This window comes from Vreelandella sulfidaeris Esulfide1, from assembly GCF_054072535.1.
The window spans coordinates 327714-351953 of the sequence record NZ_CM133364.1 but is presented as its reverse complement, the minus strand read 5'-3'; the positions used below and the strand labels follow the sequence as shown (position 1 = coordinate 351953).

General features: G+C 54.3%; 21 protein-coding genes and 2 tRNA genes. 7 read left to right on the top strand and 16 right to left on the bottom strand.

The window, feature by feature from the left end:
* Window positions 1-720 precede the first annotated feature (720 nt).
* The 6 genes from pcnB to ACW44H_RS01675 all read left to right on the top strand — a co-directional run bounded on the left by pcnB (window position 721) and on the right by ACW44H_RS01675 (window position 6345).
* Window positions 721-2103 (top strand): polynucleotide adenylyltransferase PcnB, encoded by a 1383-nt coding sequence (pcnB, locus tag ACW44H_RS01700; RefSeq protein WP_113269726.1) that lies wholly within the window; start codon window positions 721-723, stop codon window positions 2101-2103.
* A gap of 9 nt (window positions 2104-2112) precedes the next feature.
* Entirely contained in the window at window positions 2113-2604 is a 492-nt protein-coding gene (gene folK / locus ACW44H_RS01695) for a 2-amino-4-hydroxy-6-hydroxymethyldihydropteridine diphosphokinase (RefSeq protein WP_457508889.1), read from the top strand.
* A gap of 187 nt (window positions 2605-2791) precedes the next feature.
* Complete coding sequence (gene panB / locus ACW44H_RS01690) at window positions 2792-3583, top strand: 3-methyl-2-oxobutanoate hydroxymethyltransferase (RefSeq protein ID WP_457506409.1); 792 nt, start codon at window positions 2792-2794, stop codon at window positions 3581-3583.
* A 96-nt stretch (window positions 3584-3679) separates the two neighbouring features.
* On the top strand, window positions 3680-4552 hold the full coding sequence (gene panC / locus ACW44H_RS01685; protein ID WP_457506408.1) for a pantoate--beta-alanine ligase: 873 nt from the start codon (window positions 3680-3682) through the stop codon (window positions 4550-4552).
* 28 nt (window positions 4553-4580) lie between these two features.
* Complete coding sequence (panD, locus tag ACW44H_RS01680; protein WP_113269730.1) at window positions 4581-4961, top strand: aspartate 1-decarboxylase; 381 nt, start codon at window positions 4581-4583, stop codon at window positions 4959-4961.
* Between the two features lie 205 nt (window positions 4962-5166).
* Window positions 5167-6345: an acetyl-CoA C-acetyltransferase gene (locus ACW44H_RS01675; protein WP_457506406.1), complete on the top strand. Its 1179-nt coding sequence runs from the start codon at window positions 5167-5169 to the stop codon at window positions 6343-6345.
* A gap of 70 nt (window positions 6346-6415) precedes the next feature.
* On the opposite strand, the gene ACW44H_RS01670 is transcribed toward ACW44H_RS01675, so the two are convergent.
* From ACW44H_RS01670 to rlmE, 16 genes are all read right to left on the bottom strand, one after another.
* A complete protein-coding gene (locus tag ACW44H_RS01670; RefSeq protein WP_457506404.1) occupies window positions 6416-7585 on the bottom strand; it encodes an MFS transporter in 1170 nt (389 codons plus the stop codon).
* Between the two features lie 138 nt (window positions 7586-7723).
* The gene (gene pnp, locus ACW44H_RS01665; RefSeq protein ID WP_457506402.1) at window positions 7724-9892 is read right to left on the bottom strand and encodes a polyribonucleotide nucleotidyltransferase; all 2169 of its coding nucleotides are present in this window, start codon (window positions 9890-9892) and stop codon (window positions 7724-7726) included.
* A gap of 187 nt (window positions 9893-10079) precedes the next feature.
* Complete coding sequence (rpsO, locus tag ACW44H_RS01660; protein WP_007111823.1) at window positions 10080-10349, bottom strand: 30S ribosomal protein S15; 270 nt, start codon at window positions 10347-10349, stop codon at window positions 10080-10082.
* Between the two features lie 122 nt (window positions 10350-10471).
* Window positions 10472-11392, bottom strand: coding sequence for a tRNA pseudouridine(55) synthase TruB (truB, locus tag ACW44H_RS01655; RefSeq protein WP_457506400.1), 921 nt, complete (start codon window positions 11390-11392; stop codon window positions 10472-10474).
* Complete coding sequence (gene rbfA, locus ACW44H_RS01650; protein ID WP_113269735.1) at window positions 11392-11802, bottom strand: 30S ribosome-binding factor RbfA; 411 nt, start codon at window positions 11800-11802, stop codon at window positions 11392-11394. The genes truB and rbfA overlap by 1 nt, the downstream gene beginning before the upstream one ends.
* A gap of 18 nt (window positions 11803-11820) precedes the next feature.
* Window positions 11821-14400, bottom strand: coding sequence for a translation initiation factor IF-2 (infB, locus tag ACW44H_RS01645; RefSeq protein ID WP_447045415.1), 2580 nt, complete (start codon window positions 14398-14400; stop codon window positions 11821-11823).
* Window positions 14401-14427: 27 nt separating this feature from the next.
* Complete coding sequence (nusA, locus tag ACW44H_RS01640) at window positions 14428-15942, bottom strand: transcription termination factor NusA (protein ID WP_113269737.1); 1515 nt, start codon at window positions 15940-15942, stop codon at window positions 14428-14430.
* Window positions 15943-16014: 72 nt separating this feature from the next.
* A complete protein-coding gene (gene rimP, locus ACW44H_RS01635; RefSeq protein ID WP_113269738.1) occupies window positions 16015-16476 on the bottom strand; it encodes a ribosome maturation factor RimP in 462 nt (153 codons plus the stop codon).
* A gap of 339 nt (window positions 16477-16815) precedes the next feature.
* Window positions 16816-16892, bottom strand: a tRNA-Met gene (locus ACW44H_RS01630).
* 188 nt (window positions 16893-17080) lie between these two features.
* Window positions 17081-17167: transfer RNA gene (locus tag ACW44H_RS01625), tRNA-Leu, on the bottom strand.
* Window positions 17168-17211: 44 nt separating this feature from the next.
* The gene (secG, locus tag ACW44H_RS01620; RefSeq protein WP_457506397.1) at window positions 17212-17571 is read right to left on the bottom strand and encodes a preprotein translocase subunit SecG; all 360 of its coding nucleotides are present in this window, start codon (window positions 17569-17571) and stop codon (window positions 17212-17214) included.
* 4 nt (window positions 17572-17575) lie between these two features.
* Window positions 17576-18325, bottom strand: coding sequence for a triose-phosphate isomerase (gene tpiA / locus ACW44H_RS01615; protein ID WP_113269740.1), 750 nt, complete (start codon window positions 18323-18325; stop codon window positions 17576-17578).
* A gap of 94 nt (window positions 18326-18419) precedes the next feature.
* Window positions 18420-19769, bottom strand: coding sequence for a phosphoglucosamine mutase (gene glmM, locus ACW44H_RS01610; RefSeq protein WP_457506395.1), 1350 nt, complete (start codon window positions 19767-19769; stop codon window positions 18420-18422).
* Window positions 19766-20680 carry a dihydropteroate synthase gene (gene folP / locus ACW44H_RS01605; protein ID WP_457506393.1) on the bottom strand — a complete coding sequence of 305 codons (915 nt, stop codon included), beginning with the start codon at window positions 20678-20680 and terminating at the stop codon, window positions 19766-19768. The genes glmM and folP overlap by 4 nt, the downstream gene beginning before the upstream one ends.
* 106 nt (window positions 20681-20786) lie before the next feature.
* A complete protein-coding gene (gene ftsH / locus ACW44H_RS01600; RefSeq protein ID WP_457506391.1) occupies window positions 20787-22805 on the bottom strand; it encodes an ATP-dependent zinc metalloprotease FtsH in 2019 nt (672 codons plus the stop codon).
* 277 nt (window positions 22806-23082) lie between these two features.
* On the bottom strand, window positions 23083-23730 hold the full coding sequence (gene rlmE / locus ACW44H_RS01595) for a 23S rRNA (uridine(2552)-2'-O)-methyltransferase RlmE (RefSeq protein ID WP_447045410.1): 648 nt from the start codon (window positions 23728-23730) through the stop codon (window positions 23083-23085).
* A 114-nt stretch (window positions 23731-23844) separates the two neighbouring features.
* On the opposite strand from rlmE, the gene yhbY reads away from it, so the two are divergent.
* On the top strand, window positions 23845-24171 hold the full coding sequence (gene yhbY / locus ACW44H_RS01590) for a ribosome assembly RNA-binding protein YhbY (RefSeq protein ID WP_113269879.1): 327 nt from the start codon (window positions 23845-23847) through the stop codon (window positions 24169-24171).
* The last annotated feature ends 69 nt before the right edge of the window (window positions 24172-24240 follow it).

Genomic DNA, 24240 nt, shown 5'->3' with positions numbered 1-24240 from the left:
TACTTTTTTTAAAATGCCAACCACCTGAAATTTATGATTTATCTAACAGGTGGCACAGCGCCTGCAATATTACTGAGTAAGAAAAACAAAATGGGCATAGCGGTAGGTCACTAACAAAAACAACATGATCCGCCCTAACCTGAGCCACAATAAAAACAACAGGGCCAGGTAGAGATAACGGTACCAATAAAAACAACAGGCTTGAGTCTCATTACTTACTGGCGCAGGCAACACAGGCGCTGACAACAACAATAAAGAGTGTAAGTAGCCCGAAAGGACGCGACGTATACAAGAACTTGCATCCTAACAACAACAATAGCAGTCAATGTGTACACCCCGGCGCCAATAATAATTCCCCGGGGGGAGAAAAGTTCGCGGTTGGATTATTGTTTTGAATACGAGGCGGTCGGAACCATCGTGATCCTTACGCCTACCGACTGCGGTGCGTATTCAGGGCGATGTGCCATCATGAAGAAAAACAGCAGCATGGACGCTGATTTGCTGCTTAATAGGGGAGGCTCTCTTAGCCTCCCTTTTCCGTGTCTGAGGCTTGCGTTATCCGCGCAAGCGTCAAGTGCTTTGTAAACAGCTCTTTGCAAGCCCCTCTTTGCAAGACATAGAGGGTCGGCTACACTCAGCCACTAACTGTTTATGTTCAGTACTCGTTTGAAGTGCTTAATAATGACTATTTTTTCGTACCCTGCGAGTTGAAATTATCGCATGTTTAAAGGATTTACCCGTTTCCTACACAGCCCGGGGGAGCAATTGAAGACCTTGCTCGATCCCCAAGAGAGCACTACCAACGCACTCTCTCCACGTAACATCCCTCGGTCCGAGCACCCTGTTTCTCGCCAACATATTAGCGATGCTGCTCTAAAAGTGCTTTATCGCCTTAGTGGCGCAGGTTACGACGCTTACTTGGTGGGCGGCTGCATTCGCGATGCACTGCTTGGCAAAATGCCCAAGGACTTCGACGTTGCCACCAACGCCACTCCCGAGCAGGTACGCGATCTGTTTCGTAATTCGCGACTGATCGGCCGCCGTTTTCGGATTGTCCATGTGCGCTTTGGCCGCGAGGTCATCGAGGTCACCACCTTCCGTGGCAAACCCCAAGACGAGCATGGCGATCACATTGCCCACCAGTCCGATGAAGGGTTACTGCTGCGCGACAATGTATGGGGTAATATCGAAGAGGATGCGTTGCGTCGCGACTTCACTGTTAATGCGCTCTACTACAATATTGCCGACTTCAGCATCACCGATTTTGCCAATGGTGCGAAGGACATTGAAACGCGCACCCTGCGTTTAATTGGCGACCCGGCGACGCGTTATCGCGAAGACCCCGTGCGGATGCTCCGGGCGGTGCGCTTTGCAGCCAAACTGGACTTCACACTAGACCCTGCCACCGAAGCGCCGATGTACGATCAGGCGCCGCTGCTGCTGCAGATACCGCCAGCGCGGCTATTCGATGAAGTGCTCAAGCTGTTTATGTCGGGCCATGGTTTAGTGACCTTTCGTATGCTGAGCCACTACGGTCTATTCGGCATGCTGTTCCCTGAAGCAGAAGAAGCCATGGCCGATGCCGCCTGGGCAGAAGAGCTAATTGAGCAAGCGCTTACCAATACCGACAAACGCATTGCCGAAGAGCGCCCGGTCACTCCGGCCTTCCTGCTGGCAGCATTTTTGTGGGCGCCGGTTAAACAACGCCAGGAAGAGCTGGAGCAAGAGGGCATGCCGGCTATTCCTGCCTTGCAAGCCGCCGCTCAGCAAGTGGTCTCTCGTCAGTTAGAATTCACATCAATTCCCAAGCGCTTTGGTATTCCCATGCGGGAAATTTGGGAACTGCAGCAGCGGCTGCCTCAACGGCGTGGTAAAAAAGCCTTTCAAACTCGTGAGCATCCACGCTTTCGAGCGGGATATGACTTACTCCTGCTACGTGAACAAGCGGGCGAGATACCGCGCGGTTTGGGCGACTGGTGGACCGCCTTTCAGCGCGGTGATGAGCACGAGCAGCGTCGCTTGCTGCAAAAAGTTGGCGGCGACCCGGCAAGTCAAGGCGATGGTCGTCGCAAACGGCGGCGTAAGCCGCGTGCGACAGAATAGCGAGACCCAATAGTGGCATTTCAACTTGCCTATATTGGCCTTGGCAGCAATCTTGAGTCACCTATTGAGCAAGTTCTTCAAGCCCTGAACGAGCTTGCCACACTGCCGTTGAGTCGATTGACAGCAGCGTCATCGCTCTATGCTAGTCGTCCTGTCGGGCCGCAGGACCAACCGGACTTTATCAATGCCGTGGTAGCGCTGGAAACGCGCCTTTCGCCATTGGCCCTGCTTGACCAACTTCAGGCCCTGGAACAACAGCATCGCCGCCGCCGCCAGCGTCACTGGGGGCCCCGCACGCTCGACCTTGACCTGCTGCTCTACGCTAATGACCAGATTAATTCGTCGCGTTTGCGCGTACCACACCCGCAAATGACTGCCCGGGCCTTTGTACTCCTCCCTCTTTCAGAGATCGCCCCCTCGCTCAACTTTCTCCAACAGCCGCTATCTGAATGGCTTGAACGAGTTGAGAAACAAGGCTTGGAACGCCTACCCGACGCCTAGTGTGCGGCTAACGCTACCATTTGACACAAATCTCGACACCGACCACCCATTCAGGTAACAATTGCCGGTTACGCCATACACAATAATGGTCGGCTGCCTCGGGTATGTCTGAAAATTCAGTAAGCGCAGCACGTTTTCAAGCATAGCCTTTGTCGTATCGGCCTTACGTAGAACACGAGAGTACGCCATGAAAACCGTCACCCTAAGCACGCTGCAAGCCTACAAGCAGGCTGGTGAGACATTCAGTTGCCTGACCGCCTATGACGCCTCCTTTGCGCATGCGGCAAGCCAGGCAGGCATTGATGTATTGTTGGTCGGCGATTCGCTGGGCATGGTGCTACAAGGCCATAACAGTACCTTACCCGTCACTATCGACGACATTGCCTACCACACCCGCTGCGCGGCACGTGGCAAAGGCCATAGCCTATTGATGGTTGACTTGCCATTTATGAGCAACGCCACCACCGAGCGCATGCTGGAAGATGCGGGCGTCGTGATGCGTGCAGGGGCGGAACTGGTTAAGCTGGAAGGCGAAGCATGGATGGCCGATGGCATTCGAGAACTGACCCGCCGCGGCGTACCGGTTTGTGCCCATCTGGGCTTAACCCCCCAAACGGTGCATCAGTTAGGCGGTTATAAAGTGCAAGGGCGTGACGCCGCTCATGCCGAACGGATCATTAACGATGCTAAAGTTTTGGTCGATGCAGGTGCCTCGGTGATCCTGCTCGAATGCGTCCCTGCCAGCTTGGGCAAAGCGGTGACCGAAGCGCTGGATGTGCCGGTGATCGGCATTGGCGCTGGCCCCGATACCGATGGTCAGATTCTGGTCATGCACGATGTGCTCGGCATCACCCACGGTCGCACGCCGCGCTTCGTTAAAAACTTCATGACCGACGCAGACAACATTCAAGCAGCCTTCGAGCTTTACCACAACGCCGTCAAAAACCGCACCTTCCCGGCCCAAGAGCACTGTTTTTGAAAACGGTCTTTAAGGCCCTTCTTTAAAGACAGGTTCAAAAAACAGTTTCGAACGGCTCGCCTCTCCGCCACCTTTTAATATTAACTTGAAACGACTATGCGCACTTTGCGAGAAATTGATCAGCTACGTAGCACGCTGCAGGAACACCGCCAGCGCGGTCAGCGCATTGCCTTGGTGCCCACCATGGGTAACCTCCATGCCGGGCATCTAGCACTGGTGGCCTGCGCGCGCCAGCACGCCGATATCGTAGTCTCAAGCCTATTTGTAAACCCAATGCAATTCGGCCCAGGGGAAGATTTAGACGGATATCCGCGTACCTTTGATGCCGATCAAGCGCAGCTTATCAAAGCCGGCTGCGACGTACTGTTCGCCCCGGCGGTGAGCTCGCTCTACCCCAACGGCTTGGACGCACAGACCCGTGTCCATGTGCCCATGGTGGGTGAAGGGCTGTGCGGCGGTTCACGCCCAGGTCACTTCGACGGTGTTTCCACCGTGGTCAGCATGCTGTTCAACTTGGTACAGCCAGACATTGCCTGCTTTGGGGAAAAGGATTACCAACAGCTTGCCGTCATTCGCAAGCTGGTGCGGGATCTGCACATGCCGGTCGAGATTATCGGTGTGCCTATCGTTCGCGCGGAGGATGGCTTGGCGCTGTCATCACGCAATGGCTATTTGAATAGCGAGGAACGAGCTAAAGCGCCCGCGTTGTATCGCACACTATGTACACTGCGTAGCGCATTGGAGCGCGGCGAGTCTATCGAAAAGGTATTACACCAGGGCAACACCACGCTGTATGATGCGGGCTTTACACCAGATTACCTAGAGCTGCGCGATACCATGCTCGGCCCAGTTAGCTCTACAACGCGCCAGGCGATACTGCTGGCGGCTGCCAAGCTAGGTCCTGCGCGGCTAATTGACAACCTCCCTGTTCAACTCCCGGCTAGCACTGTCAGTGGTAACAGAGAATAACCAAACATCGGGTCATAAAGGAATTCACATGCATACCATTATGCTCAAAGCCAAGCTGCACATGGCACGCGTTACTCATGCAGTACTCAACTATGAAGGCTCCTGCGCCATCGACGGTGATTTACTCGACCTAGCGGGTATTCGCGAAAACGAGCAGATTCAAATTTACAACGTCGAAAACGGAGAACGCTTCACTACATACGCTATTCGCGGTGAAGAAGGCTCCAAGCTCATCTCGATCAACGGCGCTGCGGCCCACCTCGCCGCACCGGGCCACCGCATCATTATTTGCAGCTACGCCCACTACTCTAATACCGAACTGGAAACCCATCAGCCTGCGCTGGTGTATCTCCAGGAAGGCAACCACGTCAGCCACACCAGCAATATTATTCCCGTCCAATTAGCGTAGTCTTAGCGTATCTAACCCTTTTCGATGACGGGCCACATGTTGGCCCGTTTTTATTTGCCTATAAATGCGTATTGCCGCAAAGCACCCCCTTCCCCTATGCTGAAGAGACGGCTGACAGAGTACAAATAAAAGAGTACGGCTGACAGAGTACGCCTATCAGGCATCTGGCTTCAGACTGTCTGTTATTTATTCCAGGAGTCATCTTATGAAAGAAGTAGTCATTGTTGCGGCTCGTCGCACCGCTGTTGGTTCTTTTGGTGGTTCGCTTGCTGGCATCCCTGCAAGTGATCTTGGCGCTTTAGTGATTAAAGATATCCTCGAATCCACTGGTGTCGCCCCTGATCAAGTTGACGAAGTGCTGCTAGGACAGGTGCTTACCGCGGGTGTGGGTCAAAATCCAGCTCGTCAGGCGTCCATCAAAGCGGGCCTGCCGGATTCCGTCCCGGCCATGACCATCAATAAAGTATGTGGCTCTGGGCTTAAAGCAGTCCACCTAGCGACACAAGCCATTCGCTGCGGTGATGCAGAACTTATTCTGGCGGGCGGCCAGGAGAACATGTCTGCGTCTCCCCACGTATTGCCCAACTCGCGTAACGGCCAACGCATGGGCGACTGGAAAGCGATCGATACTATGGTACACGATGGCTTGTGGGACGCCTTTAACAATTACCACATGGGCATCACCGCTGAAAACTTAGCCGAGAAATACGGTATTACCCGCGAAGAGATGGATAAGTTTGCCGCTCAGTCCCAGCAGAACGCTGCGAATGCTATCAAAGAGGGTAAATTCAAAAGTCAGATCGTGCCGGTACATATCCCTCAGCGCAAAGGCGATCCGGTCGTTTTTGATACCGACGAAAACCCGCGCGAAGTCACTGCCGAAAAACTTGGCGGCATGAAGCCTGCGTTTAAAAAAGATGGCACCGTTACCGCGGGTAACGCCTCCTCATTAAACGACGGTGCTGCCGTGGTGATGATTTGTTCCGCTGAAAAAGCCAAAGAGCTTGGCCTCGAACCGCTAGCGCGAATTGCCGGTTATGCTAACGCTGCCGTTGACCCCGCCATTATGGGTATTGGCCCAGCACCAGCGACACGCCGCTGCCTGGAAAAGGCGGGCTGGAGCCTGGACGACCTGGATTTAGCAGAAGCCAACGAGGCGTTCGCTGCACAAGCGCTTTCGGTCAACAAAGAGCTGGGCTGGGATGTCAGCAAGGTGAACGTTAACGGCGGCGCAATCGCTTTAGGCCATCCTATCGGGGCTTCCGGTTGCCGCGTGCTGGTATCGTTGCTGCATGAAATGATTGCCCGCGATGCCAAGAAAGGCCTCGCGACGCTGTGCATCGGCGGTGGTCAGGGTGTGGCCTTGGCTATTGAACGGCCTTAATCGTTCCTCTCAGGCAACTAACAAACAATGCCCCCGTTTTTACGGGGGTATTTTTTTGGTTCGTTCTTGCTCAACGACGCTTTTCCCCCACAATGCGCGAAGGCGTTCGCCATACCAATAGCGCGCCCAGTAGGAATAATCCTGACGCGGCCCACATGGCAATGGACAGGCTAGTGCCATCGACCAAGCGCCCCCCTAGCATTGCCCCTAAACCAATCGACATATTGAAGGTAAACGCCATCAACGCCGTGGCGGCTTCGGTATTCGGCGCGGTGCGCAAAATCCAGGTTTGAATGCTGACCGATACGCTGCCGAATACTGCGCCCCACGCCATTAGCAGCATAACGCCGCTACTTGGCTGTACACCCAGCAAAGGAAATGCAGCGACGAAGACCAGCAGCAGGCTGGGAATCGCCAGCACTGCTCGGTAAGGATGCCGTCCGGCGAACATGCCTGCCGCAATATTGCCCACAATGCCTGCCGCCCCATAAAGCAGTAGCAAGCTGCCCACATGGCGTTGGGAAATACCACTGATCTCCTGCAGGATGGGACTAATAAAGGTGTAGGCAGCGAAGTGCCCGACCACCACAAAAGCCGTGGTTAACACCGCCACCCGAACACCACGGTTGCTAAACTGTTGCGCCAATACACGCAGACGCACTGGCTCTCTTGGCGGTAACGGCGGCAGCCAGCGCCACAACGCAATGGCCGTCAACAAGCTTAGTCCGCCCAACGCCCCAAAGGCCACTCGCCAACTACTGAAATGCCCCAATAGCGTGCCCAATGGCACACCCAACACTGAGGCTGCTGCAACGCCACCAAATATCATCGTCATCGCCTTAGGCACCTTCTCCTCGGGTACTAAGCGGGGCGCGATACTGCCAGCAACTGCCCAAAAGCCACCAATGCTAAGCCCTACCAATACACGAGCGGCAAGCAACAATACAAAGCTGCTTGCCAATGCCGAAAAAGCACTGCCCACCACCATCACAACCATGAGTAGCGTCAGCATAATACGTCGATCCAAGCGTCCTACAGCAACCGGTAACAGCGGGGCTGAAAAGGCCGCAACCACACCAGGCACGGTAACCATTAATCCTGCCATGCCAGGGGTAACATCCATACTCGATGCCACCTGAGATAGCAGTCCAATCGGCAGTTGCTCTGCAGTTACCAATAAAAAGATGCCAATCATCACGGCCACCACCGCCCACCAGCGCGGTGCCTGTTCCTGCTCCATAGCTGCTGCTCCCTGCCTAACCAACCTTCGTTTAATAAGCTTACGCTCAATAAAAAACACCGCCCCCGCAGCCAGAGGCTACGAGGGCGGTGTCAGGAACCTAACCAGCGATTTAGATCGTCATTAATAAATTAACGCTTAAATCGTAGATTCGGTTTCCGTTGTTTCCGCTGCAAAAGCGGCTTTCTCTTCTTCAGTGATCTCTTTCATCGACAGCTTCACGCGGTTACGATTGTCGATATCGAGCACTTTAACAATCACGTCATCGCCTTCGTTCAAGAAGTCACGTACGTTATTCACTCGCTCGGCAACGATCTGAGAGATGTGCACCAGACCATCAGTACCCGGCATAATGTTAACAAACGCGCCGAAATCGGCAATACGCACGACCTTGCCGTGATACAGCTTGCCGATTTCCGCTTCAGCGGTAATCGCCAATACGGTGTCAATCGCTCGCTTCGCAGCGGCTTTGTCTTCAGCGTAGATGCGAACGGTACCGTCATCATCCAGATCGATAGACGCACCGGTGTCTTCGCAAATTTTACGGATCGTAGCGCCGCCCTTGCCAATTACGTCACGGATTTTATCTGGATCGATTTTAATCGTTGCCATGGACGGCGCGTTGTCAGAGACATCGCTACGGCTCTGGCTGATCACGACATTCATCTGCTCGAGGATACTCAGACGCGCGGTCAGTGCTTGCTGCAGCGCGAGCTCCATAATCTCTTCATTGATGCCTTCGATCTTGATGTCCATCTGCAGGGCGGTCACGCCCTCTTCAGAACCGGCGACTTTAAAGTCCATATCGCCAAGATGATCTTCATCACCCAGGATATCGGTCAATACCGCAAAGCCGTCTGGATCTTTTACCAAGCCCATGGCGATACCGGCGACCGGCGCTTTGAGCGGAACGCCCGCGTCCATCAAAGCAAGCGAAGAACCGCACACTGAGGCCATCGAGCTTGAGCCGTTAGACTCGGTAATTTCAGACACCACACGAATGGTGTAGGGGAAAACGTCTTCTGACGGCAGCATTGCCTGCACGCCACGACGCGCTAAGCGACCATGACCGATTTCACGACGCTTCGGGCCACCCATAAAGCCAGCTTCGCCCACTGAGTAGGGAGGGAAGTTGTAGTGCAGCATGAAGCGGTCTTTACGCTCACCTTCCAATGATTCGATAAGCTGGGAATCACGCAGCGTACCCAGCGTCGCCACGGCAATCGCCTGGGTCTCACCGCGGGTGAAAACGGCAGAACCGTGTGCTTTGGGTAGCACACCTACTTCGATGGCCAAGGGACGCACGGTTTGGTTGTCACGACCATCGATACGCGGCTCGCCTTTGACGACGCGTGAACGCACAACGCGCTTTTCCAAGCCCGCGAAGGCGCCTTTGACGTCATCTTTGCTGAACTTGTCGTTAACCGGTTCGCCTTCATCGGCCACCAGTTGTTGAATCGCCTGGTCTTTCAGCTCCGCCAATGCATCCTGACGCTGCATTTTGTCGGTAATGCGGTAGGCATCGCCCACCTTGGCCTCAAAAGCATCGGCAATGGCAGCTTTCAGCGCTTGGTTCTCTTCGGTAGCTTGCCACTCCCAGCGCGGTTTGCCCGCTTCAGCGGTTAGCTCTTTAATCGCGCTAATCGCAACCTGCATCTCCTGGTGACCGAACAGTACGGCACCCAGCATTTCGTCTTCAAGCAGCTCTTTGGCTTCGGACTCAACCATCAGCACCGCTTTTTCAGTACCGGCGACGACCATGTCCAGCTCAGAAGTAGCGAGCTCTTCCACGGTGGGATTGAGGAAGTAACCCTGCTCTTCGTTAAAACCAACGCGGGCTGCACCAATCGGGCCACTAAACGGCACGCCAGAGATGCTCAGCGCCGCTGAGGTGCCAAGCAGTGCGGCAATATCCGGATCGTGATTACGATCGGTAGAAAGAACGGTACAGACAACCTGCACTTCGTTCATAAAGCCCTTAGGGAATAGCGGACGAATAGGGCGATCAATCAGACGCGAGGTGAGCGTCTCTTTTTCAGTCGGCCGCCCTTCGCGCTTGAAGAAGCCGCCAGGAATTTTGCCCACTGCGTAGGTTTTCTCTTGGTAATGTACCGAGAGGGGGAAAAAGGGTTGGCTCGGGTTAGCTTCTTTTCTCGCTACCACGGTACACAATACGACGGTATCGTCCATTGTAACCATGACAGCGCCAGTGGCCTGGCGAGCAATACGCCCGGTTTCGAGCGTGACGGTGCTACGACCGTACTGGAACGTTTTCTTTACCGGATTCACAGCGACTTCCTTCAGCATTATCAATATCTACTTGTCTATTCGTTTAGGTCGTTTTGACTCGTTACCATTCTAGGCGCTGGAGCGCGATAGGGCTACCAGTTCCCTCTTTCAGTTCTTTCTTTCAGCTCCCTCTTTGCTAAATGCGACCCATAAAAAAACGGGCAGCTCCTTGGGAGCTGCCCGTTTCTGATCGTTGCCGTTAAACTTAGCGGCGCAGACCTAAACGCTGAATCAGAGACTGATAGCGTTCGAAATCTTTACGCTTTAGGTAATCCAGCAGCTTACGACGCTGGTTAACCATACGGATCAGACCACGACGAGAGTGGTGATCCTGCTTGTTGGTCTTGAAGTGGTCCTGCAGGCCATTGATATTGGCACTCAGCAGTGCAACCTGCACTTCAGGGGAACCGGTATCGTTGTCGCCGCGGCCGTATTCAGTAACGATCTCGGCCTTCTTCTCAGCGGTTAAAGCCATCTGTCTCTCCAGTAAGCAATATGCCTAAAAATGAATGGGTGAGACCACGCATATTTGCAGTCTCAAGCTGCTACTTTCTACTAGCGATTTTCTCGCACACGGCTGCATCCTTGCAACGCTGCTTACGAGATAGCGACGGTACTTAACAGTCGCTTAGGCGCCACTTCCTGAGCACCTTTCACTACGCCAAGGCCGATAAACGTCTCGGCGTAATAAAGTCGGGCTACTTCGTCCGGAGCTAATGCGCCGGTTTCAAGAGCAGCGGGCTGGCCATGGGCCAAACGAGAATGGGCGGTGTCGTCTACCGTCAGTAACGGTAAATGATCCACCAGCACATCCACGGGCATGAGCTCAGCTTCCAGTGCCGCTTGGTCGGCCAATGCTTCCAAGGCCTCTAGCGTCCACATGGCGTCGGCTAAAAAAGGCCCCGTCTTGAGCCTTCTTAACTGACTGATGTGCGCGCCACAACCAAGTGCCAGACCAATATCTTCGGCTAACGTGCGGATGTAGGTGCCTTTGCTGCAGCTTACTTCCAGCTCGAAAGCAGTACCATCAAATGAAAGCAGGCGCGCATCATACACGCTTACTCGCCGTGCTGCACGCTCTACCTGCTTGCCTTCGCGAGCTAACTCGTAGAGTTTTTTGCCCTGATGTTTTAAGGCCGAATACATCGGCGGCACTTGGTCAATTTCACCACGAAAACGAGTGAGTACAGCTTCCACGTCATCGACGCTTAGGCTAGGAACCTCATGCTGCTCAATAATCGTACCTTCCGCATCGCCGGTATCGGTGATCACACCCAGCTCAACCCGGGTGCGATACACCTTGTCGGCTTCCAGCAAGTGCGATGAAAACTTGGTCGCTTCGCCTAGGCAAATCGGTAATAAACCGGTTGCCATCGGGTCTAATGTGCCGGTGTGCCCGGCTTTTTGCGCCTGGAACAGCCGACGAATACGCTGCAGCGCATGGTTGCTGGAAACGCCCTTGGGCTTATCCAGCAGTAGTACGCCATTGACCGGCAAGCCACGACGTTGACGCGCCACTAGCGAGTCTCCTCACTCTGGTCAGCGTCATCCTCTTGGTCTTGATAACGTGCACGATCCGTGGTCACCGCTTCATCTATCAATGAAGAAAGTTGCTGACCGCGCACCACACTTTCATCGAAATGGAAGCGTAGTTCCGGCACGTGGCGTAGCTTAATGCGCTTAGCAATCTGGCTTCTTAGAAAACCAGCAGCACGCTTAAGCACCTGCAGGTTCTCTTTAATACGCTCAGGCTCTTGCTCACCCAACAAAGTGACATACACATCTGAGTAGCCAAGATCACGACTAACGGTAACACCGCTGACCGTGACCATGCCTAAACGAGGGTCTTTCACTTCTCGTTGAATCAGTACCGCCAGCTCCTTTTGGAGCTGGTCGGCCACCCGGTCGGTACGCTTAAATTCGCGCATGTTTAGCTCCTCGTAACCTTACAGGCTACGCTCGACCTTCACTTGGTCGAAGACTTCGATCTTGTCACCGACTTGAACATCGTTGTAGTTCTTCACGCCGATGCCACACTCCATACCGTTACGCACTTCCTGAACATCGTCTTTGAAGCGGCGCAGCGATTCGAGCTCGCCTTCGTAGATCACTACGTCATCACGCAGCACGCGGATCTTCTTATTACGATGCACGTTGCCTTCGATGACCATACAGCCGGCGATGGCACCAATTTTCGGCGCACGGAAGACGTCGCGTACCTCAGCAACACCGACAATTTCTTCTTTCCACTCCGGCGCGAGCATACCGCTCATCGCCTGCTTGACCTCGTCGATCAGCTGGTAGATAACGCTGTAGTAGCGCAGATCCAAGCCTTCACGCTCGATGATCTCGCGAGCAGCGGCGTCAGCACGGACGTTAAAGCCGACCACGATGGCTTCAGAAGCCAGCGCTAGGTTGGCATCGGTACCGGTAATACCGCCCACACCCGAGGAGACCACAGCCACTTCGACTTCATCAGTGGAAAGCTCTTCCAGGGCGCCTTTGATCGCTTCCAGCGAGCCTTGTACGTCGGCTTTGAGGACGATGTTGACCTTGGCCACTTCGTCTTGGCCCATCTGGCTGAACATGTTTTCCAGTTTGGCCTTCTGCTGACGTGCCAGGCGCACTTCGCGGTATTTGCCTTGGCGGAAGTTAGCCACTTCACGGGCTTTCTTCTCGTCGGCCACGACCATGAAGTCATCACCGGCGTCCGGCGTGCCGCCCAAGCCTTGAATCTCGACCGGCATGGCCGGGCCAACTTCATCGACTTGCTGGGCAAGCTCGTTGGTCAACGCACGTACGCGGCCGTAGTGCAGGCCAGCCAGGACGATATCGCCCTTTTTCAGCGTGCCATTCTGAACCAGCACCGTAGCGACCGGACCACGCCCTTTATCAAGACGTGATTCCACCACCACACCTTTACCCGGCGCAGAAGGAACAGCCTTAAGCTCGAGTACTTCGGAGGCCAGCTGGATCGCTTCCAGCAGCTCTTCCATACCTTCACCGGTCTTAGCAGAGACGTGAACAAACTGCGTATCACCGCCCCACTCTTCCGAAATCACGCCGTGCTGGGAAAGCTCGTTTTTGATGCGATCCAGATCGATGCCCTGCTTATCGATCTTGTTCACCGCCACCACCATGGGTACTTCAGCGGCTTTGGAGTGCTCAATCGCTTCGATGGTTTGCGGCATCACGCCGTCATCCGCTGCGACAACGAGAATGACCACGTCCGTTGCCTTGGCACCGCGGGCACGCATGGCGGTAAACGCCGCGTGGCCTGGGGTATCCAGGAAGGTAACGCCACCGTGGTTATCTTCCACGTGGTACGCGCCAATGTGCTGGGTGATACCCCCGGCTTCACCAGTCGCCACTTTCGCTTTACGGATGTAATCCAGCAGCGACGTTTTACCGTGGTCGACGTGACCCATTACCGTAACAACGGGTGAACGGGTGATCTCTTCGCCTTCGTAGGAGATGCCTTCGAGCATTTCCGTTTCCAGCGCGTCATCTTTCACCAACTTCGGCGTGTGGCCCATCTCTTCCACCACGATCGCTGCTGTATCCTGATCGATGGTTTGGTTGATGGTGACCGCTGCGCCCATGTTAAACATGGCCTTGATCACTTCGTTGGCCTTGATCGACATCTTGTCGGCCAATTCAGCCACGCTGATAGACTCAGGGATCGACACTTCACGCACGATCGGCTGGGTCGGCTTCTGGAAAGCGTGCTTGCCATTGCCGGCCTGGCTGCCACCACGGCGACCACCACGACGCTGCTCGGCACGTTTTACCTTCTTACCACCGCCACCGCGTTTACGCTCTTCACGATCACCACGATCTTCATCGTCACGCCGCCCCTTGGCTTTCGCCGCCGTTTTCTTAGGCGGAGCGGTACGACGGTCAGAGCGACCTTCTTTCGGCGGCGCTGGCGGCATATCGTCACCGGACGGCGTGTCATCAATCTCAAGATTGGGCACGTCGATATCTGGCGTTGCCGGCGCTTTTTCAGTTTTCGGCTTGGTTTCAGCTGGCTTCTTAGCGGCGGCTTCTTTCTTGCTAGCAGCCTCTTCAGCGGCTTTAGCTGCCTGAGCCTTCTGCGCAGCGGCTTTTTCTTCAGCGGCACGCGCATCGCTTACCTTACGCTCAGCTTCCGCTTCAGCCATATCACCGACCAACTGGCGTGGGCCTGTATAGCTCGGCTCTGGCGCCTTTGGCTTCTCATTTTCAGCGCTTTTGACGTAAGTCTTCTTCTTACGTACCTGCACTTCGATGGTTTTGCCGCGCTCGCCGGTATTGATGCGGCTACGGGTTTTGCGCGTCAGGGTAATGCGGTTTTTACCTGCATCGCCTGTATCGCTACCGCCGTGACTCTTCTTGAGGAAACTCAGCAGTTTCTGCTTATCTTCTTCAGACACAGCATCGCTTTCAGAAGCGTGCTTTAAACCGGCTTCTTTCATTTGCTCTAGTAGGCGAGGCACATCACGGCCCACCTTTACTGCGAAATCTTTAACTGTCATATCTGACATAGTGACCCTCCTCAGCCCGTGACCTGTTTACTGTGTGTTCGAACCCGATGCGTCATCGACTTCAAACCAGGGCGCACGGGCAGTCATGATCAGTGCCGCTGCGCGCGCTTCGTCCAACTCCTCGATATCGACCAGATCGTCGACAGACTGCTCGGCGAGATCTTCCATGGTGACAATGCCGCGACTGGCCAGAATGAAGGCCAAGTGACGCTCCATGCCATCCATCTCCAGCAGATCAGCTGCTGGCTGGGCGCCGTCTAGCGCTTCTTCCGAGGCGATTGCCATCGTTAGCAGCTCGTCTTTCGCTCGTGCACGGAGTTCCTCTACCAAATCTTCATCGAACTCTTCGATTTCGAGCATCTCTTCCAGCGGCACGTAGGCGACTTCTTCTAGGGTTGTGAACCCTTCTTCTACCAACAGGCGGGCGACATCCTCATCCACTTCAAGGTGCTGGATAAAGGAGTCCACCAGGCTATCAATCTCTTGGTCGCGCTTAGACTCCGCTTCCTCTTCGGTCATGACATTAATACGCCAGCCGGTGAGTTCAGAAGCCAGCCGCACGTTCTGACCGCTCCGACCGATGGCCTGAGCAAGGTTATCCTGAGCAACCGCCACATCCATCGCGTGGGCATCTTCGTCCACTAGAATAGACCCTACATCGGCAGGCGCCATGGCATTGATGACCAACTGGGCGGGATTGTCGTCCCACAGCACGATATCGACGCGTTCGTTTTGCAGCTCGGAAGAGACTGCTTGAACGCGCGAACCACGCATACCCACACACGCACCAACAGGGTCAATGCGGCGATCATTAGTCTTAACTGCAATTTTGGCGCGCGAACCGGGGTCACGCGCAGCACCTTTAATCTCAATTAACTGCTCAGCGATTTCAGGCACTTCAATTTTAAACAGTTCAATGATCAGCTCGGGGCATGTCCGTGATAGCTGAAGCTGGGCACCGCGAGCATCTGGGTCCACTTTAACCAACAGGGCGCGCACCCGCTCATTCATGCGGTAACGCTCACCGTGAATCATTTCGTTGCGCGGTAAAAACGCTTCAGCGTTTTCACCCAGGTCAATGATCAGGCCATCGCGGGTGGTCTTTTTAACAATCCCGGCGACCAGCTCGCCTTCACGGTCGGCATATTGGCGAACGACTTCTGCCCGCTCAGCTTCGCGCACCTTTTGTACGATAACCTGCTTAGCAGTTTGCGCCGCAATACGGCCGAATGCAGCGTTCTCGATGCTTTTCTCGACCACATCACCCAGTTTCAGCGGCGGATCGCGCTGCTCTGCAATGCTCTCTTTAATCTCGTAATCTGGCGTTTCGAATTCGTCATCTTCCACAACGGTCCAAAAGCGGAAGGTTTCGTATTCGCCGGTACGCCGGTCAATATGCACGCGCACATTGGCTTCTTCTTTTTCAAAACGCTTACGTGACGCACTCGCAAGAGCGGCTTCTACCGCTTCGAAGATGACGTCACGAGGGACGCCCTTCTCATTGGAGATCGCGTCAACGACCATTAAAATTTCTTTACTCATGCGTATGCCTCGCCAGAAAACCTATCCTTATATGCATCACCCCGGCAGCCTGCCGGCAGCGCCGCTACCCGGTTAATCGTCGAACTGCGGTACAATGTGAGCGGAATCAATACTTTCAATAGGAAAGCAGTACTCTTCGCCATCCAGTTGTAGGAGTATTTCGTCCCCTTCAACACCGACCAAAAGCCCTTGATACTTGCGCCGCCCGTCAAAGGCAGTGCGCAGCTTTAGCGCGACGTGATGACCTTGAAAGCGGGCAAACTGATCCAGGGAATACAAGGGGCGTGCCATGCCGGGCGAGGAGACTTCCAACCGGTACTCACCGGCAATGGGGTCTTCCACATCCATGACAGCACTGACTTGGCGGCTAATATCTGCGCAGTCTTCCACGCTGACACCACTCTCGCGCTCAATATAGATCACCAGCCGCGAATTCTTGCCCTGGGAAAGATGGTCGATGCCCCAAAGCTCAAAGCCCATAGCGGCAACAACAGGTTCAATCAGCGCGTGAAGCGCAGCGTGTTTAGTGGCCACAGACAAAGCTCCTATAGCCGTTGCATCAGGCACCTGGCCAGGAGTTATTAGAAAAGCTAGGTGGCTGATTGGCGTTACTCGGAAATGTGCATCCATTCATACGGACGCATCCGCTATTAAGATTACTCGTGTTAGCGACAAGCGGGCGTTAGCCTAGCGCTCTAGCTAACCAAAAGCTGCTAACAAAAAGCCCCTTCACTGGAAGGGGCTTTTTAAAAGAAACCTTAAGTACCGTTTCAGCAACACGCCCCAGGATTAACCTGATAGCCGCTATTTTCAATCTATATAATTCAGTCTATACAAATAGAGAAAACAGCTGACGAACATGCCACTAGAAAATGGTAGCGGGGACCGGATTTGAACCGATGACCTTCGGGTTATGAGCCCGACGAGCTACCAGACTGCTCCACCCCGCATCAATCTAGGTCGACGATAATAGACACTTAAGCCACTTACGTCAAGAACTACTTGCTTCAAGAATTGCTTATTTCAAGAATTACTAATTTCAATAGCACTTACTTAAAGCTGTTTTTTCGCCTAAAAACCAAACCTGGCATTCTGACGATAAAAACATTCTGGGAAGCTGGCGAGCCAGCAAAACAGATGGTGCCGAAGGCGGGACTTGAACCCGCACGACCATACGGTCACTACCCCCTCAAGATAGCGTGTCTACCAATTCCACCACTTCGGCATCAGGGGAGACTAAAAAATAACAGCGACCGAATCATCAACTACTTAGTCGTTGCTTTCCTCTAGCACTGGCGCGGTATTATCCACATCCGAAGGCCTATCGTCAAGCGTCGGAACACTCTGCTGCTGCTCGATCAGACGCGAGTCTGGGATGCCGGCTTCCGGCGCCTGTCCGGCTTGAGTCGCGAAGTAAGCCAACGCCATCGAGGTGACGAAAAAACCCGCCGCCAGGATAGCTGTCGTACGCGACAAAAAATTACCACTGCCCCGCGAACCGAACACCGTCTGTGAAGCACCACCCCCGAAAGCCGCGCCGGCTTCGGCACCTTTACCCTGCTGAAGCAGGATGAGTACCACCAGGGCGACCGCAATCACCACATGAATCATAAGAATTGCAACTTGCATGGCGTTATCCTGCTGACTGACAAATAGCATAAAAATCATCGATCTTAAGTGAGGCTCCGCCCACTAGACCGCCGTCGATATCCGGCTGAGCGAGTAGCTCAACCGCATTGCTTGCATTCATACTGCCACCGTAAAGCAACCGCAGTTGATCAGCGAGCTCCTTATCAAAACCCGCTTGGTAGGCACGAATACCGGCCATGACCTCTTGGGCCTGATCAGGCGTCGCCGTGCGCCCAGTACCAATCGCCCAAACGGGCTCATAGGCAATCACCACCTGTTTGCGCTGGCCCGGCTCCAGGCGAGACATTACGTACCCTACTTGACGAAGCACCACATCCATCGTGCGCCCCGCGTCACGCTCCTCCAGTGACTCCCCGACACAGAGAATCGGCGTGATATCCACGCTTAATGCCGCTAGCAGGCGTGCAAATATCTGCTCATCACTCTCTTTATAAAGCTGGCGGCGCTCTGAGTGCCCTACCAACACATAAGTCACTGCGAACTCTTTGAGCATGCGGCCACTCACTTCACCCGTATGGGCGCCGGAGTGAATGGGGTTCAGCGTTTGCGCACCTAATGACAGCACCGTTCCCTCAAACGCGTTACGCGCCGCATCCAAATAAGGGAACGGCGGAATAATAACGGTATCCACTTTCGTTGGCGATACGGCTTCGGAGAAGGCCCGGCCGAACTCATTGATCAACGCCACGGAACCGTTCATTTTCCAGTTACCGGCAATTAAGGGCGTACGCATCGACTTTCCTCACTCAAGGTGGAGCGAAATGGTATAGGAGCGGCCTTGTCAAGACAACCGCTGTTACAAACACAAACCCGGTTTATTGGACACGTTAACTGAGCAAGGCCTGCACCTGATCAGCCAAGGTACGCGCCAACTGGTCTACATCCAAATGAGCACGTCCTTCTACCATCACACGAATTAAAGGCTCGGTGCCTGACGGCCTTAGCAACACACGCCCCTCATCGCCTAACTCTTGCTCTAACGCGGCAACCGCCTGCTGAAGCGGCGCAGACCCCATTACATCGCTCGGATTTGCACCCGCAGGTAAGCGCACATTGACAAGGGCTTGTGGCACTTTTTCCAATGCTTTCAGCAATGTTGGTAGGCTTTTTTGCTCGCGCATCATCAGCGCTAACACCTGCAGGGCCGAGACGACCCCATCGCCCGTGGTTTGTACATGACCGCATACAATATGACCCGACGATTCACCACCCAACTCCCAACCCTTGGCGGCCATGCGCTCCATGACAAAGCGGTCGCCCACTTTAGCCCTCTCAAAAGGGATACCCAACTTATCAAGCGCCATTGATAGGCCAAAATTAGTCATCAAGGTGCCTACTACGCCACCTTGAAGCAAACCACGCTCGTGGCGATCACGGGCAATCAGGTAGAGAATATCGTCGCCGTCGACTTCGCGCCCGTCGCCATCTACCAGCAGCACGCGGTCGCCATCCCCATCAAAGGCGATCCCCAAATCCGCATTTTGCTGAATAACGGCAGCGCGTAGAGCCGCGGGGTGCGTTGAGCCCACCTGCTGGTTAATGTTTAACCCATCAGGTGCAGAGCCAATGGTGGTAACATCAGCCCCCAGCTCGCGGAACACATTGGGCGCGATATGGTAAGTGGCACCGTGAGCACAGTCTAAAACGATTTTAAGGCCGTGCAGACTAAGCCGGTCAGGCAAGGTCGATTTACAAAACTCGATGTAACGGCCTGCGGCGTCGTCGATGCGCGTTGCCTTACCCAGCTGCGCGGCCTCGGCTGTGGTCAGCGGCGCTTCCAGCATGGCTTCAATACGGTCTTCCGTTTCATCGGGTAGCTTTTTACCCTCTGCGGAGAAGAATTTGATGCCATTGTCATCGAAGGGATTGTGCGAAGCGGAGATAACAATACCCGCGTCGGCACGGAACGTGCGCGTTAAGTAGGCAATACCCGGCGTGGGCATCGGGCCCAGCAGAGAGACATCGACACCTGCCGCTGAAAGCCCGGCTTCCAGGGCGGACTCAAACATGTAGCCTGAGATACGCGTATCTTTGCCGATCAGCACCCGCGTACGACCTTTATCACGGCGCAATACTTGCCCCGCCGCCCAGCCTAACTTGAGCATAAAATCAGCCGTAATGGGTGACTCCCCCACCGTGCCACGGATACCATCGGTCCCAAAATAGCGCCTTGTCATGCGTCAGACTCCTTGTTAAGCGGCGGCTCGCATCCTTCTTGTAATACCGCCCACGTCATATTAACGGCATCTACCGTTGCAGCGACATCATGTACACGCAGAATATTCGCTCCACGCTCCACCGCCATGGCCGCTAGCGCCAAGCCACCGGAGAGACGCTCTTCCACCGGGCGGCCCAATACTTTTCCAATCATACTCTTGCGCGACATACCCACCAGCAGAGGAAGCTCCAGCGACTGAAGAGTCTCCATATATTTCAGCAAGCGTAGATTGTGCTCAACGCGCTTACCGAAACCAAAGCCAGGGTCAATCAATAGTCGATTACGACGCAGGCCAGCCGCTTCACACTCGGCGATTCGGCGTGCCAGATAGTCAGCCACTTCCTCCTCTACTGGACGCGCATAAGCGGGCGCCTGCTGCATATCCTGGGGCTCACCCTGGCGATGCATTAAGCAAACCGGCAGACCACTACCAACCGCTGCCAGCAATGCACCTTCTCTCTCTAATGCACGCACGTCGTTGATCATCCCAGCGCCCAATTCACTCGCCTCGCGAATAACGGTTGGGCAGCTGGTATCCACCGATACCAACGCATCCAACTCGCGCACCAGGATTTCCACCACCGGAGCAACCCGATCCAACTCTTCCTGTGGGCTGACAGGATCAGCGCCAGGACGGGTAGACTCTCCCCCTACATCAATTATCGCCGCGCCTTCCGCCAACATTCGCTCGGCATGACGCAATGCGTCATCTAACGCCACGTGCTGCCCGCCATCTGAGAAGGAGTCCGGCGTTACGTTAAGTATGCCCATGACACGGGGGAAGGATAGATCCAGCAAATGGCGCCCACAGCGCAGCTGGAAAGCATTTTCAGTGGTTCGGGTAGAATAGGTGTCCAGAAGTGATTTCATGCTGCAGCCTGGTCAAGAAAAGAAACATTGCAGTGATAGGTGCATAGCATAACAAAAAAGGCGCCCCATGACGGGACGCCTTCGGCGCTTAGGAGACTGCTGGGGCTTATGAGCCTGCAGGGCCACCTAGCGGATCGGAGGGGCGACGACGCGGCTCGTCATCATCCTCTTCTTCACCATCATCTCCAGAAGCATCATTTCCGGAAGCGTTAGAAGAAATATCGTCTTCGGCCTTAGCTTTCGGCTTATCATCGTTGATCGGCGTACCACCGCCAGATGAATCACCATCATCCCAGCCTTCAGGCGGCCGTGGCTCACGCCCTTCCATGATGTCCTTCAACTGATTGGCATCAATGGTCTCGTATTTCATCAAGGCTTCTGCCATGGCGTCTAGCTTATCGCGATTGTCCGTCAGAATCTGACGTGCCTGCTCATAACAATCATCAATAATCTTACGTACTTCTTTATCAAGACGCGTCGTGGTGTCACCGGACTTCATCTTGCCGCCACCCTGACCCGGACCGCCGAGGAACTGATGCGACTCATCCTCGTCGTACATAATCGGGCCCATCTCATCCGACAAGCCCCACTTAGCGACCATGTTGTGGGCAAGCTCAGTAGCACGCTTGATATCGTTAGAAGCGCCGGTAGTAACACCGTTCGGCCCCAACGTCATCTCTTCAGCAATACGGCCACCAAACAGCGAGCAGATTTGCCCAAGAATTTGCTGGCGCGACAGGCTATAGCGATCTTCTTCAGGCAGGAACATCGTTACGCCCAACGCACGTCCACGAGGAATAATGGTCACCTTGTAGACGGGGTCGTGCGAAGGCACAACCAAACCGATAATCGCGTGGCCCGATTCATGGTAAGCGGTATTGAGCTTCTCTTTGTCGGTCATGACCATCGACTTGCGCTCAGCGCCCATCATGATCTTGTCCTTAGCAAGCTCCAGCTCTTCCATGCCAACCAAGCGCTTGTTACGACGCGCGGCAAACAGTGCAGCCTCGTTCACCAGGTTAGCCAAGTCCGCACCGGAGAAGCCCGGCGTACCACGTGCGATCAACTGCGGCTTGACGTCATCTGCCAGCGGCACTTTACGTAGATGAACACCAAGGATATGTTCACGGCCACGAATATCCGGCAAACCAACGGTTACCTGACGGTCAAAACGGCCTGGGCGCATTAGCGCCGGGTCAAGCACATCCGGACGGTTGGTTGCGGCAATAACAATGATGCCTTCGTTAGCTTCAAAACCATCCATTTCGACCAGCAGCTGGTTCAACGTCTGCTCGCGCTCATCGTTACCACCGCCCATACCGGTGCCACGCGAACGGCCCACGGCATCAATCTCGTCGATAAAGATAATGCACGGCGCCTGCTTCTTAGCCTGCTCGAACATATCACGCACACGGGATGCACCGACACCGACGAACATTTCAACGAAGTCAGAACCCGAAATGGAGAAGAACGGCACTTTGGCTTCGCCAGCAATGGACTTCGCCAGCAGCGTTTTACCAGTACCCGGAGGCCCTACCATCAAAACACCACGGGGAATCATACCGCCCAGGCGCTGGAATTTGGTCGGATCACGCAGGAAGTCGACCAGCTCTTCTACTTCTTCCTTGGCTTCATCACAACCAGCCACATCGGCAAACGTCGTCTTGATCTGATCTTGAGAGAGCAGCTTAGCCTTTGATTTACCAAAGCTCATGGGGCCGCCTTTACCACCGCCGGCTCCGCCCTGCATTTGGCGCATAAAGAACATAAAGATGCCCAAAATCAGCAAAATCGGGAAGCTGGCGATCAGCAGGCGCGTCCAGATACTTTGCTGTTCTGGCTCCTTACCGACGACCGTCACGTCATTGCTCAGCAGATCATCCATCAGCTTCGGATCTTCCGCCGCTGGGCGGATCGTCTGGAACTGAGAGCCATCTGTGCGCTCACCCCTGATGGTATAACCATCAATTGTCACGCTTCTTACCTGCTGATTTTGCACCTGCTGCACAAACTGAGAGTAGTTCGTGTTTTGAGGTGCGCTTTCCGTACTGAAATTATTGAACACTGTCAGTAGGACGGCCGCGATGACCAACCACAGAATCAGGTTCTTCGCCATATCGTTCAAGGGGCTACCCTCATTAACAAGAATCCGTCAGTTAAACGCTGATGCTTAATAAAGCCTGATACCAATAAGCTTAGTACTACGACACTACACCAGCATCAATCGTTCAACCATTGCCAAAGCGTCTTATGCCTCGGGCCATCTGTGTCACGCGCGCTGATTGCAGCTAATGTGACACACGTTGCGCCTGCCTGTCTGGCAATTGCGCTGATAAATCTTGGCTATGGACCATACGTCCGAATACCGAACCCCAAGAGCAATTATCGAACCACACCGACAGTTACCCACGAAACCCTTCTGCCAGAAAATACACTTCACGGGAACGCGCTCGAGATGCATCTGGCTTGCGCGTCACTACTTTGTTAAAGCTGCCGCGCAGCTCTTTTAAGTAGGCGTCAAATCCTTCCCCTTGGAATACTTTAGCCAAAAATCGACCACCAGGTGACAACGTTTCGCGTGCCAGCTCCAACGCTAGCTCCACCAAGTACATCGCCTGAGGCTGATCAATCGCCGCCATACCACTCATATTGGGGGCCATATCCGACATCACAAGGTCTACACGGCGATTATCCAGGCGTTTTAATATCGCCTCCAGCACCGATTCTTCGGTAAAATCGCCCTGAATAAAATCGACGCCAGCTAGCGCATCCATCTCCAGAATATCCGAAGCAATGACCACCCCTTCCGGCCCTACCTTCTCAGCGGCAATTTGGCTCCAGCCACCGGGCGCTGCACCCAAATCAATCACCGTCATGCCAGGACGCAGTAGCTTATCCTTTTCATCCAGCTCGATCAGCTTATAGCTGGCGCGAGAGCGATAACCATCTTGCCAACTCTGCTTCACGTACTGGTCGTCAAAATGCTCCTTCTTCCAATTATTACTGGTCTTGCTGACTGAATGTTTACGGTTCGGGGGCTTTTGCTGCATGTGGGAATCTAACACTAGAATATGAGATGGGCGCATTCACGCGATCGCTTTCACTCGGTGGCGTTTCACCGTAAGATGGAGCGTTATGCGCTAACCGGGATACCGCAAGATACCATGAGCTTGTCACAGGCACAAAAGAAAGCATTTCGTAGCATTGGCCACCACCTTAACCCCGTGGTCACCGTTTCTGAGAACGGCGTCTCCGAAAATTTGCTCGCAGAACTTAACCGCGCACTTACCGATCACGAACTGATCAAAGTGAAGCTCGCCCTTCCTGAGCGTGATGATCGTGCTGCCATGATCGCCGAACTGATCGCCAACAGCCGCGCAGAACTCGTGCAAACCATTGGCAAAATGGCGCTTCTTTATCGCCGGAACCCACAGGTGAACCCGAAGCTTTCTAATGTTACTCGCTTTGAGAATCACCACGGCCGGCATTAACCGCTAGCTTGTAAGTTCTCTTTTAGCGAATATGCCGCTGCCATCAAATGCCCCTTCAAGCGACCTAAC

Bases quoted from the DNA above. Each gene is read 5' to 3' on its own strand.
- panC (WP_457506408.1), top strand. From the start codon at position 3,680: ATGCGCACTTTGCGAGAAATTGATCAGCTACGTAGCACGCTGCAGGAA.
- pcnB (WP_113269726.1), top strand. From the start codon at position 721: ATGTTTAAAGGATTTACCCGTTTCCTACACAGCCCGGGGGAGCAATTG.
- ACW44H_RS01675 (WP_457506406.1), top strand. From the start codon at position 5,167: ATGAAAGAAGTAGTCATTGTTGCGGCTCGTCGCACCGCTGTTGGTTCT.
- pnp (WP_457506402.1), bottom strand. From the start codon at position 9,892: ATGCTGAAGGAAGTCGCTGTGAATCCGGTAAAGAAAACGTTCCAGTAC.
- panD (WP_113269730.1), top strand. From the start codon at position 4,581: ATGCATACCATTATGCTCAAAGCCAAGCTGCACATGGCACGCGTTACT.
- panB (WP_457506409.1), top strand. From the start codon at position 2,792: ATGAAAACCGTCACCCTAAGCACGCTGCAAGCCTACAAGCAGGCTGGT.
- secG (WP_457506397.1), bottom strand. From the start codon at position 17,571: ATGCAAGTTGCAATTCTTATGATTCATGTGGTGATTGCGGTCGCCCTG.
- tpiA (WP_113269740.1), bottom strand. From the start codon at position 18,325: ATGCGTACGCCCTTAATTGCCGGTAACTGGAAAATGAACGGTTCCGTG.
- rlmE (WP_447045410.1), bottom strand. From the start codon at position 23,730: ATGCAGCAAAAGCCCCCGAACCGTAAACATTCAGTCAGCAAGACCAGT.
- nusA (WP_113269737.1), bottom strand. From the start codon at position 15,942: ATGAGTAAAGAAATTTTAATGGTCGTTGACGCGATCTCCAATGAGAAG.
- glmM (WP_457506395.1), bottom strand. From the start codon at position 19,769: ATGACAAGGCGCTATTTTGGGACCGATGGTATCCGTGGCACGGTGGGG.
- yhbY (WP_113269879.1), top strand. From the start codon at position 23,845: ATGAGCTTGTCACAGGCACAAAAGAAAGCATTTCGTAGCATTGGCCAC.
- infB (WP_447045415.1), bottom strand. From the start codon at position 14,400: ATGTCAGATATGACAGTTAAAGATTTCGCAGTAAAGGTGGGCCGTGAT.
- rpsO (WP_007111823.1), bottom strand. From the start codon at position 10,349: ATGGCTTTAACCGCTGAGAAGAAGGCCGAGATCGTTACTGAATACGGC.
- folP (WP_457506393.1), bottom strand. From the start codon at position 20,680: ATGAAATCACTTCTGGACACCTATTCTACCCGAACCACTGAAAATGCT.
- rbfA (WP_113269735.1), bottom strand. From the start codon at position 11,802: ATGCGCGAATTTAAGCGTACCGACCGGGTGGCCGACCAGCTCCAAAAG.
- ACW44H_RS01670 (WP_457506404.1), bottom strand. From the start codon at position 7,585: ATGGAGCAGGAACAGGCACCGCGCTGGTGGGCGGTGGTGGCCGTGATG.